This is a genomic window from Eubacterium xylanophilum ATCC 35991, from assembly GCF_000518685.1.
GTDB classification, from domain to species: Bacteria; Bacillota; Clostridia; order Lachnospirales; family Lachnospiraceae; genus Eubacterium_F; species Eubacterium_F xylanophilum.
The window spans coordinates 1-21,044 of the sequence record NZ_JAEB01000027.1 but is presented as its reverse complement, the minus strand read 5'-3'; the positions used below and the strand labels follow the sequence as shown (position 1 = coordinate 21,044).

The following is a 21,044-nucleotide window of genomic DNA, read 5'->3' as shown; positions in this document are numbered from 1 at the left end:
TTGTAAACAAAGCACAGCAAAGCCCCGGCACCTATAAGGTACCGGGACTTTGCCAGCAATTTATGCTCGTACAATTCGACTAAGTGGAATCCTCGTAAGCAAAGATTCTAACTACTGTACGGTTACTGTAACAGTTTTTGCATATCCATTTCTTGCATATACATAAACTTTACATGTTCCTTTTGCTACCGCTTTGATGTTTCCGCTTCCATCAACTGTTGCAACTGCTTTGTTGTCTGATGAGTAACGGAACTTCTTAGCGTGTGCGTTGCTAAGATTCTTCTTCTTCTTGCTAACAAGAACTGTCTTAGCACTAATCTTTGTAGTTCCACCTACATTCAGTGTTGCAGTTGGAGTTTTAAGAGTGATGCTCTTAACATTTGAATACTTAGTATTCTTTCTTCCAACTACGTGAGCTGTAATAGTCTTTGCAAGTCTTGTCTTACCCTTGTAAGCTGCTACATAAACCTTGAAGTTCTTCTTGAGGCTAATCTTCTTACCTCTCAACTTAGTGATTGATACGCCCTTAGCGCTCTTAACAGTCTTAACTGCCTTTCCGAACTTCTTGCCGCAATACTGTACATAAACCTTGTAAGATGTTGCGCCCTTTACAGCTCCCCAAACTACTTTTATCTTCTTGCCAGACTGGCTTACCTTGAGCTTAGAATTAATTGCAATCTTGTTTGCCAAAGCCTGAGCTGCTTTCTTAGCTGCTGCCGCTTTCTCAGCTGCTGCTTTGTCAGCTGCCGCTTTCTCTGCTGCCGCCTTCTCTGCTGCTGCCTTGTCGGCTGCTGCCTTCTCAGCTGCTGCCTTCTCAGCCGCCGCTTTCTCTGCTGCTGCCTTCTCAGCCGCCACCTTCTCTGCTGCTGCAAGAGATGTCTCTGCTGTTGTCAATGTATTCAATGTTTCAGCTGATACTTTGGCCTTTTGAGCCTCTGTCAATTCACCATATGCTTTTCTCGCTGATTCAATTGCTGACTTGTCAGCAGTTCCAATCTTGTCGCCTGCAGGAAGCTTGCTAATTGCATCTGCTACCTTGTTTGCTGCTTCTGTATCAGCTGCATCCTTTTCCTCCTTGGTAAGTTCTGCATTTGTCTTAACAGCATTTACAGCATCCTTAACATTCTTAAGTGCTGTCGCAATCTCATCGCTTGTTTTAGCTGCATTGATTGCATCCTCAGCATCCTTCTGAAGTTTAGCAATCTCATCTTTCTGATCTGCACGATAGATTCGATCAACATTCTTATTGTCTACAAAGTCACCCAGACGCTTAATTGCATCAGCCTTAGCTTCTTCCAGCTTCTTAGCTTTCTCTTCAGCTTCTGCTTTCTTATTATTCGCATTCCACCTTGCATCGTAGATAGCCTCCCAAAGATCATAGAGTGCATCATCTACTACAGCAGCTGCTGCAAGTTTGTCTGCGTTGCTTGCATTCTTAGGAAGTTTACTCAACTCTTCCTTAGCTGCTTCAACCGCCTTAACTGCTTCCTTGATTGCATCATTATCTGTAGGATCTACATACTCATCCTTGTCATTTGCAGCAATAGTTTCTTCTGCATCCTTGAGAGCTTCTTCAATATCTGCTGCTGCTTCAACTACACTCTCTTCTGCCGCTTGTGATTCTGCCTCTGCCTTTTCTATGTCTGCCACTTCAGCATCAGTGTTAACTGCAGCGAGAATTGCCTTAGCTTCTGAAAGTACCTTCTCTGCATCATCAACATTGTCAAGTGCATCGATTACCTTCTTACCATCAACATATGCTGCTGCAAGTTCTTCTGCCTGCTTAGTATAGCTTCCAGATGTTGCGAGAGTATCATAAACATCTTTGAGTCGCTTATTAAGTGCTTCCTTGGCCTCTTCTACAAGTTGCTGATATTTCTCAGCAGATGTAGGTACCTTATCCAAATCACTTAGAAGATCTGCAATAATGTCTGCCTTCTGAGTCTCATACTCCGGATCCTCAGGATCAAGAGTTGCTATAGCTTTTGCTGCCTCGAGTTCAAGAGAATCAATCTCTCTCTTCTCAGCATAATCATAATCGTCTTTCTTAGCATTGAGTGCTGCAACATCCTCATTTGCAAGTACATCATTTTCAAGCGCGTCCTTAACAAGGTTTGCATCCGGTGAATCCTTCCATCCATTGATATCGGAGAGAACGATTACCTTAATCTTAACCTTCAATGCTTCAGCAAGTTCATCTTTACTCAAATCTGATGATACATCATCCGGAAGAGTAACAACACCGTTTGTAAGGAATGTCTGATCCTTATCCTGAATGCTTCTCTTGTACTGTGAATCCTTGATTCCTTTTACATCCCATGTTACATCTGCCTTAGTCTCAGCGCCATCTTTCAAGAGAATTGTCACCTTGCTTGGAAGATTGAGTCCAGCCACTGTCTTAGTAGCTCCATTATCTACCATGCTAGTTCCAACAATCTCAGCCTGAGTTGTCTCATCAAATGTAGTCTTAACCTTGTCAAACAGATTGTTATCAACAGTGTAGTCTGTTGTTGCCACAAATCCTTCATAGAGGTCTGTGTCTGCAACTACTGCCTTAACTTTGTAATCCCCTGACTTGGTTGGAACACCTGTCTTATAAGTAGTATCACTCTCTGTTGCAACCTTGTAAGTATATTCAATCTCAGGTGAACCTGTCTCTGCAACCGGTGTATCGAGTGTTACTTTGTATACTACCTTTGAAGCATCCTCATACGGAACATTTTTCTTTGCTGTATCTCCAACGTATACTGCCAATGTTCCTGATGCCTTAGCCTTCTTAACAGTTACTGTTGCCTTTGCTTCAGCTGCTGCCACTCCAGCTGCCTCTGCAGTCTTAACATCAACTGTATATTTGCCTGCCTTAGTGAATGTAATCTTGTTATCATCACCAAGTGTTGCTCCATCAGCCTCCTCAATTGAGTAGGACTCTACTCCTGCATTCTTAGGAATAACGAATAGTGATGTCGCATCATATGCTTTGCCATCATATGTAATCTCATCGTCCTTAGACTCGATCACAGGTTTCCAGATAGCATAGAGTTTAACATTTCCTGCAACTTCTTCGGATTTTGCGTAAGCGCTGATACCATCTTCTGAATCAACTGCTCCTACACTAAGTCCATCTGTGTACTCAGGCTTGCTTGCCTTGGCGTCTTTGGACCATCCAAGGAATTCATATCCATCTGCTACATACTGATTCTTGTCGAGAGCTGCAGCTTTGTCATATGTCATTGTCTGAGTATTCATAGCGCCTTTTGCGTCGCTATTGTTCTTATCAAAGTTAATCACATAATCTGTAGCTACCCATACAGCATAGAGTGTAATATTTGTTCCCTCTGCTGTAGCAAGAGCTCTATCGAGAGTCTGGCCCGGATAGAAGTCTACCGCATTTGCGTTAGCGCCCTTCTCAAGTGACCATCCAAGAAGTTTGTATCCTGTTGGAGCTGCAAATGATACCTCATCTGCGCTCTTGAATGTATAAGCATCACCGCTCTCTCCTCCTGCAAGGAATGGATATGTGATTGTTGCTACATCCTTCTCTGCTACAACATCCTTGTCGCCATCTCTATATGTAATTGTGTAGTTGTTAGCCTTAAACTCCGCATAGAGTGTAATATTGTCGCCAATATTCTTAATTACATAATCCTTATCAGGATTTACTGGGTATGGATAAGTTACTGTTGAACTGTCTCCATCCTCAAAGTCTTCCTTAGTAGACCATCCAAGGAATGTATAACCTGTCTTCTTTGGTGTCTTCATGATGACTGTCTCAAAGTCGACTACGAAATTATCCATCCAAGGAACTATCTGAGTTTCAGGTACGTTTGTTGCTCCATCAGCCACGAAACGAACTTTGTACTCAACTGTTGTCTTGTATACTGGATACAATGTTACATTAGCCTTGTCATTGTTGTAGAGTCTAGCAACCTTATCAGCCGGATATTTCTTATTCAAGATAAATCCATTATCAGCATTGATTGTCTCTTCAATCTCCTCTGTTGTTGACAAGTACTGCTTATTGACATCTGTTGTCCATCCAACAACTGTGTAGTCATTGGTGTAAGCGAGATTTCTTACTGTATGAGGCATTGTGAATGGCTGACCATACTTAGTTGCCACTGCATCAATCTTCTTACCGTCCTGAACAAACTCAACCTCAAAGTCATGTGGCTCCCAAACAGCTTTCAGAACAACCTCTGCAACGCCGTTCTTGTCCTGCTTAGCTTTGTCATCTCCGATAAGATCCTCATCGAGTACACGAACTACGTTTCCTGAAGAATTGTAACCCTTAACTTTAGAATTACCTTCGAGAACATATCCGCCAAAGTCAAATCCATATACTGATGGAAGATTAATATCCTTAAGTGATTGTCCAAATTGAATCTCATATGTAGGATATTTATTTGTTGTATCATATGTTTCAACTTCAACATCATTCATGTAAACTCTCTCGTACTCTCTTTCTTCGCTAGTTCCTACAACTGTTGTCTGCTTGAAGTGATTTCTCTTGTAGTCAACTAGATATGTTGTATATGTCTCAACATCGTCATCAAGTACGATTCTGTATGTCTTTGGTCCATAGACTGCATAGAGTTTTACAACTCCATTCTTGTCTGTTGTAAGGTTCTTAACTTGTGAACCTCCATCATAAACTACTGTTCCACCCGGCTTATTAGCCCATCCAACGAACTTGTATCCCTTATTAGGATTACTTGAAGATCCGTCATCGAGCTTAACTGCCTTATCATATACAGCTGGAGTTACAAGATTCTTCACCTTATCTCCTTCTCCAGTTGTCAATGCTTTCTCAACCCATTCGTTACCATCTTTGACATAGTCATAATATTCAATAGAATATGTCTCAGGCTCCCAAATAGCGCTGAGTGTTGTATTTTTCTTGATAGTAAATGTAGGTGCCGGATTAGTTCCCTCTGGTTCAGTGTAAACTGCAGCTTCTGCAGCTCCTGATTCAACTGAGCCCGTCTCTACCGAATCAGTCCAACCCTGGAATTCATATCCATCTCTGGTAGGTTTTGGATCAAACTTCACTGTAACCTTATTTCCATCGTAGGACTTACCATCTGCACAATAGAGATTATTGTCTACAGGAACTTGTCCCTTACCGCCGTTGAAATCATATTCCACACGGTATGTCTTATATTCTCTCCATACTGCGTAGTATGTGGTAGAAGTAGAAATACTATCTTTATCAACAACAAAGTATTCCTTAACAAAATCGACAATACCATCTCCAAAGTCCTGTGGGAGAGTTAGTGGGAATGTTGTCCATCCTATAAACTTGTAACCTTCTCTGCGAAGTCCCTCTGGTGATGTTGTGTCAGGTGTCTCAAGCTCAATATCAATTGTCTCCGTTGTTGGAGAAATTGTATTTACATACAAATCTTGCTCTGGAACTTTGCCTTTACCACCATTAGCATTATATGATACTGTGATAGGTGTATCAACTCTCCATACTCCATAGAGATTCTTATATAATCCCTTTTCCGAAGTGAGATTTGAGATTACCTGCTTATCAGTAAATGCTATTACCGGATTCACATCGTTAGGATTCTCTGTCCAACCAACAAACTTGAATCCGTTGTATACAAACTGATATGGTAAAATGCTCTGATTAACAGCATCATATGCAAAGTCTTGTGTATAAGCTGTGCTATCATTTTCAACCGCCTTGGCGCCATCGGCAAGTGTTGTCATTCTGACTGGAACGACATTCTCCAAATCCTTAGCGTTCTTATACTTAGCATCAACTTTTACTGCATTTCCAGGATAGAATCCAAGTGAATATACATGTGGTTTCCACTTAGCTACCAATGAAACTAAGTAATCCGGATCCACTGCTTCATATGTAACTCCCGGTTTATAAACAACATTGCTATCTTCTGAATCCACCCATCCTACAAAGTCATAACCAACTCTCTCAGGTATGATTGTGTCATCAAGTACATATCGTACTACAGTCTCATTTTGACCTATTATCTTTGTACCAATAGTTACAATTGTACTTCCTCGCCAAGTTCCTCCGTTTACGTCATAAACCAACTTGTAAGTACTTGTATTCTCAAAAATTGGATAGAGAAGGAAACTTGCCTTATCTCCTACGATAAAGCTCTCACCTTGAACATACTTCATATTTGGTGTGTTCTTTACGATTGACCAACCAACCAAAGTCTTGTTCTCTGGAGCCTTGACTACCTGCTGTCCCTCGTGAATACCAAGTTTAATAGTAGAACCAGCTGGATACTTGTACTGCTTCACATTTTCATTCTCGGTACCTGCTAAGTCACTGTAATATGTTACAATTACTTCACCTTTGCCCCATACGGCATAGAATGTTGTATTCTCATATATTGTTCCCGTTGATATTCCGGTTACATTTGGTTCAGTGGCATCTGGAGTGGTTGCCCATCCCTTGAAAGTATATCCACTGTCTCCGCTATCACCTCTCTGCATTGATGATGAATATGATGCAATATTTGTTGCAGTATAAGCACCACCATTTGAGAGCTTGTAGCTTACTTCATAAGTCTTATATACATCGCCGCCATTGAATTTACCTCCGTTGGCATCGAATGTAACTTTTACTTTTGAAATATCCCAAACTGCATACAAGTTCACTGAAGTACCGGATACAGGTAAATCCTTAACACTCTCTCCCGGTGTATAATCAGGTTTTGTTGCATTTGGAGACTTAGCCCAACCAATAAATGCTGCTCCATTTGGTCCTACGACATATGGAACAGGTTGTCCATCAAGATTTCTTCCAACAGTAAACTGAGTACCATAACGCTCTGTTGTTTGGACAACATCACTTGTCTTGCGCGTTCCGTCCTTACTATCGTAATTGCTATAATAGTAGTTAACCGTGTATGTCTTACCCTGCCAAGCAGCATAATATGTTTTAGCTGTATTACCCTTGGTCTTAGCTTCAATCTTGGTAACTGGTGTTGCTCCAACATATGATCCTTTATTGCCATTAGTTACTGAATTAGCTGTGGCTTCATCTTCATACCATCCAACAAAACTGTAATTCTGAGGAACAGTCATGTCAGTTCCAGTAGGTAATGTCTTCTCAACCCCTGCATAGTACTTATCAAAGCCAGTTGCTGTTACAAGATTAGATTTAACCATCTCAGACGGATCAACATAGTTGATATCATATACATACTGTTTTGAATTTGTTACAGTTGCATTTATGTTAGATGTAATATTGCTGATTATGTATGTATATGTTGGACATCCATCCTCATCTACATCTGTCTCACTAGGCTTATATACTGTATCTCCAACTTTGACAACCATAGTATCTGAATCAAATGTTGTATTAAGCGTTACAACAAGCTTGATATCTCCACCATATGGTATTCCATCGGCATCAAGTGCAGCGCTCTTGTAATCCAGATTTTTCTTGTCCGCAACAGTTGCACCAAGAAGTATTCTCTCTGCACCTGTTCCTGTCTCATATCCATACTCTGTTGTCGTACCTTTGTCCTCTGTACTATATCTGTACAAAGCCTTGAATTTATATACAAATCCATTCTCAATTGTAGTAACCTGATGAGCACCTTCTGACTCATCAATCTTAAAATTGAGATTTACGTCGAATTTATCCTGAGTCCAAACTGCTGATACAATAACATCTTTTGCTGGCATAGGGAATGAAACTGAGTCAGTGAATACAGTGGCGTGTGCTTCAGATGCAACCCATTCACACAGTGTACCATCAATTCTCAGGTAGCGTGTCTCTCCGCCTACTGTAGTAGAAGCTCTCCATCCCTTGAAGGTATATCCCTTCTTAGCGATTTGAGCAGCACCAAGAGAAGTAGTGTTAACTATCTTTCCAGCTTCATAATCCTTCTTGTTAAGGGTCTCCTTAACTTCTTCATTAACGTCCTTTTTGAATGATCCACCATTCAAATCATAAGTTACAACAGGATTTTTCTCCCACTGAGCGTAGAATACTGTATCCTTTGTAATCTCAATATCATTTGTGCCGTTGAGATAGATCTTTTCTACATCTGTCTCAATAGCTTCCTCTGCCCATCCTTTGAAGGTATATCCCTTTCTGTCAGGTACATACTCTTCAGGAATGCTGTAGAGATATTTTCCTTGATCATTTTTCTTTACTATATCTGTAGAAGGAATGTGATATGCAGGTGCAATATCATTTCCATTTCCACTATAGCTTATTGTATAACCATCAACCTTCTTATAAATTGCATAAAGGTTAACAATCTTATCATTGTCATTTCCTGTTGCAAGTGTTCCCTTGTACTGCTGACCTGGCTTATAATCAGGTTCTGTAGCTTTAGGATCCTTGCTCCAACCTACAAACTTAAAGTTCGGATGCTCTTCTTCATTGATTCCAGCTTCGTCTGCTGTAGCTGCCATGAAGTTACCATACTGAACTGTTCTAAGTTTTCCAAGTCTCACATATGTTCCATTATATGAACCATACTGATCTCTAGCGTCATTTGACCACTCACGATCATTGTAAGCTATGTAATAATAGTCCTTAGACCACAAAGCATATACTTCAATGTTAGTAGGCGTAATCCATGATCCATATTGTAGATACTTGTCTTCGAGAAGCTTACCTTCCTGATCGAATACCATCTTGTTAGGGTCCGCCTTAGTTGGGTCTGTATACTTCTCTGTGTAGTATCCCATAAATGTATAGCCCGGTCTCTGAGGAATAGTAATAGTTCTACTGAACTCAGGAAGAATAGCACCATACATAGCATATACCTTCTTGTCAGGTGTTGCTCCGTCAAGATCATCATAGAAGCTTATGATTGTCTCAGAGTATAGACCTCTGTACTCAGCTGAGTCAAGAGCAATAGTTCTTCCCGTTGCCTTAGTGCCCCATGATGTGGTTGACATCTCTTGAACTGAGCCTTGGTTCTTGGAAACGGTTGCATCTTTTCCAGTGACATATTCACAAGCTGCACTACCAGCTCCGTTTGAACCTGAAGATCCTGAAGCGCCACAATTGTTATATGCATTATTTCTTGCTGTATTAAAACTTCCGGTAACAGGACTACTATCTCCAGTACCTCCGCCGCCACCGCTGTATCCACTTCGTCCTCCGGGAGCACCTGATCCAATACCAGCAGCTGCATTCGTAGCTGCGCCACTTTGTCCAGCTTTTCCGCCACATGCATACTGGTGATCCCTACCAGCCGTCCAACTTCCTTCTTGCGAAGCATCTGATCCATTGCTAAATGATGTAACTGTTGGTCCCTGACCTGCAGCTCCACCGGTTGCCTCTACATCAACACTTCCTATGATGTAAACATTTCCTGGTCTGCTTGCATTAGAACCATTATTACCATTTTGTCCAGAAGTACCAGAACCTTCATCATTATCGTCGCCGCCACCGGAACCATCGTATCCGGTACCTCCGGTTGTCTCAGCTCCTCCAGTTCCACCGGATGTACCGATTCCTGCTCCGGCTCCACCGGCGCCATTGCCGCCTTTTCCGCCGTTACCTGCATGGTATTTACTAGATGCATTGTCACCATTGGAACCATTGCCTGCACTTCCGCCTTTACCACCGGTAGCAACGAGTTTACCTTGTCCGGTTACAATCAATGTAACTCTTTCGTTGACATCGGTGGTATTTGGATTGTCTGAAGGAACATAGATACCTGCTCCTCCTCCTGTTCTTCCATTACCATCTGCACCTTTTACAGTAAGCGTTACACCCTTAGGGATGTAAATAATTACTGATGACTTTCCACCATTTACCTCGGTGTAAAGTGCACTTGTGCCTGCTGTAGTAGCAGTGATCGTTGTATTTTCTTTTACAACATATGCTCTACCGCCAATAAGGTACGAACCCGGTGATGTCGGCAAAGCAACCTCATCACTCTTATAGCTCACTGCTGCTTTGACTTCACCTTTGTCTTCTGGAATGTAAATCATTCCGCTCAAGACCATTGCAAGAGATAATACTGTACACAGTACTCTCTTCATCGCAACTTTTGGTGTCAGTCGTTTTCTTGTCTTTTTGCGTTTTTCCATATTTGATCCTCCTTAGTCATATATTTGTTGCCTATCTACAAATGTAGTGCCAACTAAAAAACACCCAGCAAGAACTGCTACGCAAAACTAGCGTAACCCTTCTTACCGGGTGATTTTTTACAATTTCTCACATAATAAAAGCACGGAACGAGATAATACCACTCCATGAATTTATCATACTTCCAAAGTATGCTATGAAAATTTTCGTACACAAATAAAACCAGATTTCCTTTTTTCATACTTCATACCTTTTTCCTTACCAACTGCTCACGGTTACGGTATTAACGATCTCCTGTGCAATTTAAACAAAACCTTTTTCATCTATGTCCATCATTATAACATAAATAACCAAAATAAACAACCACTTTTCTTTTGAATAAAAAAAGAGTATAATATAAAAAGGTGTGTAAACCACGAAAAAAAAGGATGTGCTAGAATGATTATAGAGAATAAAAAAATTGGTTTTATTGGTTTGGGACTTATCGGTGGCTGTGTGGCAAGATGCATCAAGAAAGCATCCCCATCCACTGAGATTATTGCATACAACAACAGATATCCGGATGTGAAGCCGGGATTAAAGCAGGCTTTGGAAGATGGTGTGATTTCTAGATTAGAAAAGAGCATAGAAGATGGCTTTGGAGATTGTGACATTATATTTCTCTGTGCCCCTGTGCGAATCAATGTCGAGTATCTTGCCAAACTCAAGAACATTATCAAGCCCGATTGCATAATAACTGATGTAGGAAGCGTCAAGTCCAATATTCATGCCGCTGTAACAGAACTTGGCATGGAAGAAAATTTCATAGGCGGTCATCCCATGGCCGGGACGGAGAAAACAGGTTATGAAAACTCAAGCGTCGATATCCTCACCGGAGCATTTTACCTGCTTACACCGACTGGGAAAACTCCAGAGTTTTTTATTGATACCATGAAAGAAATCATCGATTGTTGCAAATGCAGGGCATTTGTATTAGAGCCCGGTGATCACGATATGGCAGCAGCAGCTATTAGCCATGTGCCACACGTCTTGTCCTACGCTCTTGTGAATACAGTTCAGGATAATGACAATGAGCAACAATACATGAAGCAGTTTGCGGCCGGCGGTTTTCGAGATATGACAAGGATAGCAGCATCCTCACCAGAAATGTGGCAGAGCATAGTGCTATCCAACAAAGATTGCATCATTGAATTTATGAATAGTTACATCGGCCAACTTGAGGCATTTAAAAAAATGCTCGATGAGGACGATGAAAAAGCAATATACGATTTCTTCAAGAAATCAAAGGAATACCGAGATACTTTTTGATGACATCTAGGTTTCTGCTTGCTACCTCTCTTCCGTGGAGGTAGCCTCGGAGAACATTTTCAGGGTCCTTCTCCATATTTCCTATTCCGAGTTCAGCATCCGGAGCAAGGACAAGGCAACGCCCTTCCTTCTCCATGTCTACGATATAGTCAAGGGTTTCGTTGTACATTTTATGACGATTTGCAACCGCACGAACAAGAGCCGGATACTGCTTGTAGACATATCTCACAAGCGGTGTAAAACGGTTCTTCTTTTTTACATATCCATCAGGTTGAGTCTTAATCACTATATTTTTCTTGTATCCCCTATTAATCATAAATTTCAGAGGAATCGAGTCTGACACACCGCCATCTAGGAGTTTTCTTCCATCGACTCTAACGATTCGGCCGGCAAGGGGAATCGTGGCAGAACCTCGCATCCACTCCAAATTTGAGGGATTCATCTCATCTGCTTTCTTGTATACTGCTTTTCCTGTCAGAACATCCGTGCAGACCATATAAAATTCCATAGGATTCTCCTTGAATGCCTTGTAATCAAAGGGATCAAACTTATTCGGTATCTGATTGTAGCAAAAATCAGCATTAAAAGCATCTCCGCTTTTCAAGAAGGACTCGAGGCCGCTGTATCTCTTGTCATCGCAAAAAGCAAGATTGTATCTTAGTCCTCGGCCAATCTGCTTCGACTTATAATTACAACCAAAGCAGGCTCCGGCAGATACTCCCACTGCCCCGTCCACATAAATATCATTTTCCATTAATACATCAAGGATTCCAACAGTGAAAATAGCCCGCAAGCCTCCACCTTCCATGACGATTCCAGTCTTCTCTGTATTTGACATAGCTTCTCCTTTTCTTAATTCCAAACTCCGTACCAATTATCCTCATGAATAGTATAGCAACTCTCTCCCACTTCCAAATTGCCTAGCATCTCTAGCTTCGTGACATTTTCATGACCCTTTTCTATTCTATCAAGCAATAGAGAAACTGCCAAGCTCGCCATGTCATTTTTAGGGATTTTGACAGTTGTGAGCCTAGGATTGGACTTTTCTGCCCTTGTGATTCCATCACTTGAGATAATCGATGGAGCATATCCGCTTTTCTTGTGCTCCTTGAGATATCTTATCATGCCCAATGCAATGATGTCATTGGCGGTATAAATGGCCGATGGCCTGTCGTCCACCTCAGAAATCTCACCCATTACTCTATATCCATCTTCTTCACTCTGAAAACAATCCATCACATAGCCCAACTGGGGTTCGATATTGTGAGCTTTCATAGTCTCGAGATAACCGTGATACCTAACTTCGTTAAAGCACGGCCCCACATAGCCTATCTTCTTATGTCCCAGGCCAACCAGATAATCGATAGCCTGCATGGCAAGTTTCCTTCCGTCACAGATAACTTCATCGACAAGAAAGTTGCTTGAGTTTCTGCTGATGGCAATGATATCTCCAAATCTATCCCTGAGGATGGCCATGGCGTCTATATTGCATTTTCCAACAACAATGAGCCCTTGAATATCCGGGCACTCTTCCCTCATCTCCGCCACAATTGTATCCATGTCTATATCACTGATGTTTTTGTCGTCAGAGAAAGCTGAATTATACCAGATTTTCTCGAGTTTGCACGCTTTTTCCAAGAGTGCCTTCTCGATTGAATATGTCAATTCCATGAAAAACGGATCCGTCTTTTCTACATCAACCCGAGTAATTAGAGCTCCTACTTTGATTTGGCTCGTCTCTGTCGGAATATTTTTCCCCATTTTGAGGCTCCTGGCCGAGGCATTGGGAACATAGTTGATTCTTCTGGCCGCGTCCCAAATTTTCTTCTTTAGCTCCTCCGAAGAGCACTTGTATTCCGGATTATTTAGCACTCGAGACACAGTTGAGATAGATGTTCCGGTCATCTCGGCAATTCTCTTAATTGACATAAACTCCTCCTAATCCACGAGATTTTATACCACAAAATACCCGTCAGTACTGTATAGATATGACTCAAGATGAACGTTATGAACGTCATTTTCGATGAGTTCCTTGTTCTCTAATAGATACGCTTTGTCTTCAGTAATTGCAAACATTCTATAGATAATTACCCGCATCTTTTCGCCTATTTCCACAGGTCTTCTTTCGAGAGATCTGTGGGTTGTGAGGATAATTCCGTTGACATTGAGCCTTATTTCAAGGCTATTTCCACGGAACATAATGTCTGTAATTACACCTTCTTCAGAGCATCCTATCACATCCTTGAAGCGCTCATTATCTGTCTTAAATGCCTCAACAAACTCCGGCCTAATAATGGCACCCTTATAATCTCCCTTCTCAAAGCCGTGAAGCTTATAGTAATCTTCTACAAATGTAGACTGCCCGATAAACTCCGACACAAACGGAGTTTCTGGCGTTTTGTAAATCTTCTTCGGACTGCCAATCTGCTCTACTCTTCCCCTATTGGTGACAATAATCTGGTCAGCCACTTCCACAGCCTCGTCCTGATCGTGTGTCACAAATATACTTGTAATTCCAACCTTGTAAATCATCTCTCGAAGCCAACTTCGAAGTTCCTGCCTAACCTTTGCATCGATAGCAGCAAACGGCTCGTCTAACAAAAGAACCTTGGGATTTGGCGCCAGCGCCCTGGCAAATGCCACTCTCTGTCGCTGTCCACCGGAAAGTTGGTTGGGATATCTCTTCTCCATACCCTTCAAACCGGTGAGTTCGAGAAGTTCGTCCACGCGCTCCCTAATTTGCTTTTTAGGCATCTTCTTGATTTCAAGACCAAAGGCGATATTCTGATAAACAGTCATATATCTGAATAAGGCATAGCTCTGGAAAACAAACCCGATTCCCCTATCTGAAGGCGATACATCGTTAACTCGATCGCCGTTGATGATAATATCACCTGAATCAGGCGTCTCAAGCCCCGCAATCATCCTGAGAATGGTCGTTTTTCCACTTCCGCTGGGACCGAGAAGTGCCACAAGACTCCCCTTTTCTATTCCAAAACTCACATTATCCGAGGCCTTAAAATCCCCAAAAGTCTTATTAATATTCTTTAACTCTATATACATAATATCACCTTTCTTCGCTTTCTATCTCCATATTTTTCTTGGCACGATACTCGAAAATGTTCCGAAGAATCAATACAACTACTGCAATAATCACAAGAATCGACGAAACTGCAAACGACGCCGTAATAGCCTCTGTAGATCCCGCAAGATAAAGGGCATCGATTTCCAGAGGAAGTGTAAAGGTTACTCCCCTAGTCTTTGAGAGTGCATTTACCGCACCAAACTCACCCAGCGCCCTTGCTGCACAGAGAATAATTCCATAGATAAGTGCCCACTTTATGTGTGGGAAAGTAATCTTCCTAAATATGGTAAAGCCCTTTGCTCCCATGAGAGCAGCTGCTTCCTCTTCATCTGTTCCCTGAGCATTTAGCACAGGTATCAACTCCCTGGAAACAAATGGAAACGTTACGAATATAGTTGCCAACACCACGCCCGGTAAGGCAAATACAATCTTAATATCCGTTCCAAAAGTCTCATTAATTGAGTCTATTATAGGGGCTGCCCATCCCATTCTTCCGAAGGTCATAATGTATGACAATCCTGCTATTACCGGCGATACTGAAAATGGAATATCAATAAGTGTCGCCAGGAATTGCTTGCCCTTAAATGAGAATTTAGTCAATGCCCAGGACGCTATGAGACCAAAAGCAGTATTGACAAAAACAGTGATTACAGTCGCTATTAATGTGACCACAAGGGCTGAAATCACGTAGTCTGTTGTGATGGACTCAAAGTAAAAATCAAATCCTTCCTTAAGCGAATTTCTGATAACGGATATCAGTGGAACAACCAACATAAGACATATAAATACAACTGTTATAGTTATTAAGATGACCTTTGTGGCCTTATTTTCACCTGTTTTTTTCATGATCATCCTCCTAACAATTATTGGTTCTTCTAGCCTGTTTCACCTGTATGATATTGATAAGTAAAAGCAGGATAAAAGATATAATCAAAAGTACCAATGCCACACTTGTAGCCCCTTTATAATCAAGATAATTAAGCTTCTGCATGATTATATAAGATACCACCTGTGTGTGGTCTTTTTCGCTGTTACCTGAGATATAAATAACACTTCCATACTCTCCGATTCCCCTGGCAAAAGCAAGTCCAAATCCCGTGAGTAGTGCAGGTCTGAGCTCCGGAAGGATGACTTTGCAAAATGTTCTGACAGGACTGGCTCCCAATATATATGAAGCTTCCTCAAACTGCCCATCAAACTTCTCAAGCACCGGCTGAATAGCTCTGACTACAAAAGGTATTCCGATAAAGATAAGTGCAACAAGCAATCCAAGCTGAGTATAGCTCACCTTGATTCCAAACTTAGCCAAAGGCTCACCAAACTCTCCCGTTGTTGAGTAGAGCTTTGACAAAGTGATTCCCGCAACTGCTGTAGGAAGAGCAAAAGGAAGCTCAATAAGGCCATCGAGAATCCTCTTCCCCGGAAAATCATATCTAACCAAAACCCATGCAGTTATGAGTCCGAATATGCAATTAATAACCGCTGCGATAAACGCATATAGAATACTCACGCCAAAAGCGCTTAAAACTGCGGGAGTGGAAACTGTCTCCCAAAACTCCCCAGGCGTAGTTTTAAATGCATTGGCAAGCACCGACCCAAGGGGGATTATTATCAAAATTGACAACATGGCGATAGTGATTCCAAGTGTCAAGCCAAATCCGGGAATTACACGTTTTCCACTGTACTTCTTAATCTTTTTACTCAATTTTTTTGCACCTCTGTAATGCTTATTTTAAACGCACAAAATCTGCAGACCATTTTCATAGGCCTGCAGATATATTAGTTACTTACTGTGAATCTCATCAAAGATTTTTCCATCCTGGAAGAAAGTCTCATATGCTTTGTCCCAACCGCCAAAATCATCGATTGTACATAATTTCATGTCAAGGTTAAATACATCCTTGTAGTTCTTGAGGATCTCTTCGTTGGATGGACGATAGCCATTATCTCCAATTATCTTCTGTGCATCATCTGTATAGAGATAGTTGAGATAATCCTTGGCAACTTCTGTCACACCATCCTTCTTGGCATTCTCATCCACAATTGCCACACTTGGCTGAGCGAGAATACTGATACTTGGAGAGATAATCTCATAGTCATTAGGATATTCCTTGACAGTTGCAATCGCCTCGTTCTCCCATGCGAGAAGAACATCTCCCTGACCATTTTCAACGAATGTTGTTGTTGAGCCTCTGGCACCTGAATCCATAACAGTTACATTGTCATATATCTTCTTGACGAAATCCTTAATCTTTGCCTCGTCTCCGCCAAACTTCTCCTTGGCGAACTGCCAAGCAGCAAGGAAGTTCCAGCATGCGCCACCACTGCTCTTAGGGTCCGGAGTGATAATCTGTACACCATCTTTGATAAGATCATCCCAGTCTTTGATTCCCTTGGCATTTCCCTTTCTTACAAGGAAAACAATTGTGGATGTATATGGTGATGAATTCTTATCGAACTCCCCAAGCCAACCCGGCTCAATCAATCCAGCCTGCTCCACAAGCGTGATATCATGTGCAAGTGCAAGTGTTACTACATCTGCCTCAGCTCCCTCAACAACTGAACGAGCCTGTCCTCCTGAACCACCGTGAGACTGAACAATCTCAACATCTTTGCCCTTTTCCTTCTTATAATACTCTGCAAACTTCTTGTTGTACTCCTGGTACAACTCTCTTGTAGGATCATAGGAAACATTAGTGATCCTCACCTTTCCATCTGCAGCCTTCTTCTCTTCTCCACTCTTACCACACGCTGTCATGCTTCCGACAGCAAGAGTTCCAACGAGAATCATCGCACCGATTCGCTTCATCTGTTTTAAGTTAAACATTTTTTACCCTCCATATGTTTGCAAACGTTTTCATCTAATATATATGCGTAAAATACATACTTTTGTATTTCCAATAGGTATTATAAGGGATTGTTCTACAATTGTCAACAGCTTTTTTGTGCAAACGTTTTCACGCTTGGTTTTTTGACATTACATCTTATATATAGTATAATTTTCTTTAGTGTTTTACACGAAATCAATGATTCAAGGAGAGTATAAATGAAAGACAAGTTAACAAAGAGAATACAAAGGTTTATCTACGGCGAATCACCGGTCGATCTAGCAATTATAGCCGCTTTCATCGCTTTGGTAGTCCTAAGCGTCTATGCGGTCTATGGCATTTATCCCTTCGGCAAGGAGACCATATCTCGCGGAGACATGACTCAACAGACAATTCCCGCAGGAATGTACTACGTATGGGATGTTTTGCATTTCAAAGCCAGCCCGTTCTTCACATGGAATACCGGTTTCGGCATGAACATATCCGGTGCAGCAAGTCTTGGAGCACTTCTAAGTCCCTTGAACCTGTTCCTCTATCTCACGCCAAAGTATAATATTTGTAATTTTGTCAATATTCTCATCATATTAAAAATGATTAGCATTGCCTTTGCAATGTACTACTATATTAAGAGAACCGGTGCCAAAAGTAGCATCCGCGTTCTCGGTGCCATTTGCTATGCCTTTGGTGCAGCATCACTTGTTCACTTCCAAATCATTATGGTTATGGACGCTGCATTCATGCTTCCACTCATCATGATCGGTGTGGACAAGATAATAAAGGAAAAGAAATCGCTATTCTTCACTCTTGCTCTCGCGTTGTCAATGGCCATAAACGTATACATGGGATGCATCACCCTCGTCTTCGTATTCTTGGCCTCTGCCAGCAAGATTGTTCTTGGAAAATATGACTTTTCCACCAAAAAAGCTGCCTCTATCCGCATCGGCCTCAGTGTAATATTCGCCTTGATGCTAAGCGCAGTTTTCACAATTCCAGCACTACTTTGCATCCAAAATACTCCGCGAACCAATTCCGGAACATTTATGGAAATATATAAAGCAGTCCTTGGCTCCAAGTGGGACGAGGGCAACAAGTTGACTCTCACAAGACTTGTAGTCAACACATCTCTCCCCCTCGCCGCCATTGCTTATTTCCTTATTACAAGCAAGAAAAATATTCTGCGAATCATCAATAAACACAAAGATGTTCTCCTAGTTGTCATTCTCATGATTCTTTCCGTTCTCATATCCGCCACAGAGCTTTTGTGGCACGGCGGAAGTAGAGCCATGTGGCCTGTAAGATTTGTCTTTGCTGTATCATTTGCATTAATTGATGGTGCTGTCGCTCTCTCCAGAGACCGTGAAGACTTTGGAAGTTTCTTCAAGAAAAAGGATCTTCCTTGGGGTGTCATCGGAGGTGCATGCATCATTATCGGTGCATTCGTTTTTAAGAATATTTATAATAAATATACAGAAAGCTCTACTTATGTAGAAAAGGGTGACGGTGGAATTTTGATGATCGTCGAACTTTCTACACTTGTAGTTTTCTTGATTATTCTGTTTATAAAGAAATTTAGAAAGGCAGCATATGTCGTGCTTTGTGCGCAGTTATGCTTTACTACAATTGTCTCATATGCATTGAACAAGGACACCTACGAATACTTCAATCCAATCCACCTAAAAAATACTAATGCCGTTGGAAAACACATGAAAACAGATATCAAAGATTTCGAAAGAATAAAAAATGTCGATTATCAGGTTGACTTGCTGGAGCACTCTCTTGTAACCGGCACGGAGTCCATATCCAATTATTGGCATGTAATCAGCGAGACTATTCAACCGACATTTGCAAGTCTGGGATATTCAACAAACTGGACCCAACTTGTAGATACCGGTGGAACAGCATTTACTGATGCACTCTTCAATACAAAATATTATATGTCAGCAGATGAGATGAGTTCTGATATGTATACAGCAGTTGAAGATATTGCCGCCAATAAAACCGATATAACACTTTATAAAAGTAATTTTGAACTTCCTTTTGTCAAGGGAATAAATGTTGATAAGTTGGAAGCAGGTGGCGGAATATTTACGACGCAAAATGCACTTTTCTCTGCTTTTACAGGTTCTGGGACACCGCTTATAACAGATGTTACATCGAATATTGTAAATAACACCTACACTCTCGATGCTACCTCATCCAGAAAAGTGCTCTATTTCTATGCTACAAACCAGGGAAATGATCCGGTAGTCGTCAATGTCAACGGAGAAAATGTTCAATTCCCTAATTCGGCAAACAAGGAAATCGACACATATCCTACTGATTTCTGCAATAAACTTGTCTGCCTTGGATGTTTTAATAATACCAAAGCACAAATTGCATTTGGTGGAAACCAACAGTATATCCATCTAGGCGTCATGGACTACGACTATTTTCTTCAACAAATGGATGTAATAAAGAATGCAAGTCCAAAGGTATCCGACCTTAAACGAGGATGCACGGGCTTATCCTTCTCATATAAAGATAAGAAGACAGGAAACCTTTTCCTCCCTATCAAGTATGAGGAAGGTTGGACATGCACTGTAAACGGGAAAAAGGTTGATGTGAAATCAATAGACGGCATGATAAGCATTCCGGTTACTGATAACAACGGCGAAGTACGACTTGACTTCAGTTCACCTGGCCGAGGCGTGGGTGCTGTTCTATCAATCATCGCCTTGATAATTGTCACATTGTTCACAATACTCTTTAGGAAAAAGATGATACCTGAAGACAAGACAGAGAAAATCATGAACGCCCTTGGTCTAATTGCTTTTGTTGTACTTGTTGCGGCATTTGTAGCATTTATAATAATTATGTATGTGATTCCTGGATGGTGCGATCTGACGGATTATCAACAATTAAACTAACTCCGACTTGAAATACGGATGAAATTCTCACTTTGGGGTTTTCATCCGTATTGTGTTGGTTCTATACGGCGGAGTTTGGTCGCAAAAAACCTTCTGGAACTAAATCCAGAAGGTTTTTATATACTTGCTAAATACCAAAATATTAATTATTCTACTTAACCTTAATCGTCTTATGGCCAAACCAGATGCTTTCTCCATCTTCCTTTGTTCCTCCATCGTCCGCTAACGAAGTGGTTGCTCGCTGCTTTAGTCTTACATAATACTTCTTGCCAGACTTCAGTTTAGGAACTGTCACCTTAATCCAGTTTTTCTTGTATTTTTGTTTAGCCTTAAAGGTTTTCTTAAATTTCTTATATGCTCCCGAAACTTTAATCTTAGTTTCTTTCGCACCTATATTTTTATATGCACTAGTCTTCTTATTAGGATAGCTTACATCGATTTTCACTTCATCACTTCTATCTTTTTTGGTTGAGTATCCAACAACAAGCCATGCAGAATTATAGTTTGTGCACTTTACCTCAAAACTCTTCTTCTTGGCTTTATATTTGACCTTGGCAAACTGAAATTGTCAATATTGGTTGGCAGATTTCTTTGGGAAAATTTATCACTATGCCGCAACGGGCTGTGAATCATAGTATTTCCTGCGTTTAGCTGCAGGAGGGAGTCCTCCGTTAGCAGAGCAGATCCTTCGGTTGTTCCAATAGGACATGAAGTACCTCCAGATAACTGTTTTTAACTCTTTGACAGTCATAGATTTGGTATCATATCTATCGTAGAGAAGCTCCGTTTTGAACCTTGCCCACATACTCTCGCATCGAGCATTATCATGACAGCGACCACCGTCACTATTCATACTTTGAACTACGCCGCATTTT

At 41.2% G+C, this 21,044-nt stretch carries 11 protein-coding genes; 2 read left to right on the top strand and 9 right to left on the bottom strand.

The features are described 5' to 3' along the window. Positions 1-111 precede the first annotated feature (111 nt). The gene (locus L877_RS12420) at positions 112-10,044 is read right to left on the bottom strand and encodes an InlB B-repeat-containing protein (RefSeq protein ID WP_034785245.1); all 9,933 of its coding nucleotides are present in this window, start codon (positions 10,042-10,044) and stop codon (positions 112-114) included. Between the two features lie 436 nt (positions 10,045-10,480). Between L877_RS12420 and L877_RS12415 the strand changes: the two genes are divergently transcribed. After that, positions 10,481-11,350 carry a prephenate dehydrogenase gene (locus L877_RS12415; RefSeq protein ID WP_051437714.1) on the top strand — a complete coding sequence of 290 codons (870 nt, stop codon included), beginning with the start codon at positions 10,481-10,483 and terminating at the stop codon, positions 11,348-11,350. On the opposite strand, the gene L877_RS0106160 is transcribed toward L877_RS12415, so the two are convergent. From L877_RS0106160 to L877_RS0106135, 6 genes are all read right to left on the bottom strand, one after another. Continuing rightward, the gene (locus L877_RS0106160) at positions 11,316-12,188 is read right to left on the bottom strand and encodes a patatin-like phospholipase family protein (protein WP_026835335.1); all 873 of its coding nucleotides are present in this window, start codon (positions 12,186-12,188) and stop codon (positions 11,316-11,318) included. The two genes, L877_RS12415 and L877_RS0106160, sit on opposite strands and share 35 nt — an antisense overlap. Before the next feature lie 14 nt (positions 12,189-12,202). Next, on the bottom strand, positions 12,203-13,279 hold the full coding sequence (locus tag L877_RS0106155; RefSeq protein WP_026835334.1) for a LacI family DNA-binding transcriptional regulator: 1,077 nt from the start codon (positions 13,277-13,279) through the stop codon (positions 12,203-12,205). Positions 13,280-13,303: 24 nt separating this feature from the next. Next, on the bottom strand, positions 13,304-14,413 hold the full coding sequence (locus L877_RS12410) for a sulfate/molybdate ABC transporter ATP-binding protein (protein WP_051437713.1): 1,110 nt from the start codon (positions 14,411-14,413) through the stop codon (positions 13,304-13,306). A gap of 4 nt (positions 14,414-14,417) precedes the next feature. Beyond that, positions 14,418-15,281, bottom strand: coding sequence for a sulfate ABC transporter permease (locus L877_RS0106145; protein WP_034785243.1), 864 nt, complete (start codon positions 15,279-15,281; stop codon positions 14,418-14,420). Between the two features lie 10 nt (positions 15,282-15,291). After that, positions 15,292-16,140 (bottom strand): sulfate ABC transporter permease subunit CysT, encoded by an 849-nt coding sequence (gene cysT / locus L877_RS0106140; RefSeq protein WP_026835332.1) that lies wholly within the window; start codon positions 16,138-16,140, stop codon positions 15,292-15,294. Positions 16,141-16,218: 78 nt separating this feature from the next. After that, positions 16,219-17,262: a sulfate ABC transporter substrate-binding protein gene (locus tag L877_RS0106135; RefSeq protein WP_034785241.1), complete on the bottom strand. Its 1,044-nt coding sequence runs from the start codon at positions 17,260-17,262 to the stop codon at positions 16,219-16,221. 219 nt (positions 17,263-17,481) lie between these two features. Between L877_RS0106135 and L877_RS0106130 the strand changes: the two genes are divergently transcribed. After that, the gene (locus L877_RS0106130) at positions 17,482-20,169 is read left to right on the top strand and encodes a YfhO family protein (protein ID WP_026835330.1); all 2,688 of its coding nucleotides are present in this window, start codon (positions 17,482-17,484) and stop codon (positions 20,167-20,169) included. A 151-nt stretch (positions 20,170-20,320) separates the two neighbouring features. Here the strand turns inward: L877_RS0106130 and L877_RS0106125 are convergent, their stop codons facing one another. Both L877_RS0106125 and L877_RS0106120 read right to left on the bottom strand, forming a co-directional pair. Beyond that, positions 20,321-20,614 (bottom strand): hypothetical protein, encoded by a 294-nt coding sequence (locus L877_RS0106125; protein ID WP_026835329.1) that lies wholly within the window; start codon positions 20,612-20,614, stop codon positions 20,321-20,323. A gap of 162 nt (positions 20,615-20,776) precedes the next feature. Beyond that, the coding region (locus L877_RS0106120; RefSeq protein ID WP_026835328.1) for an integrase core domain-containing protein at positions 20,777-21,044 on the bottom strand (268 nt) is incomplete at its 5' end.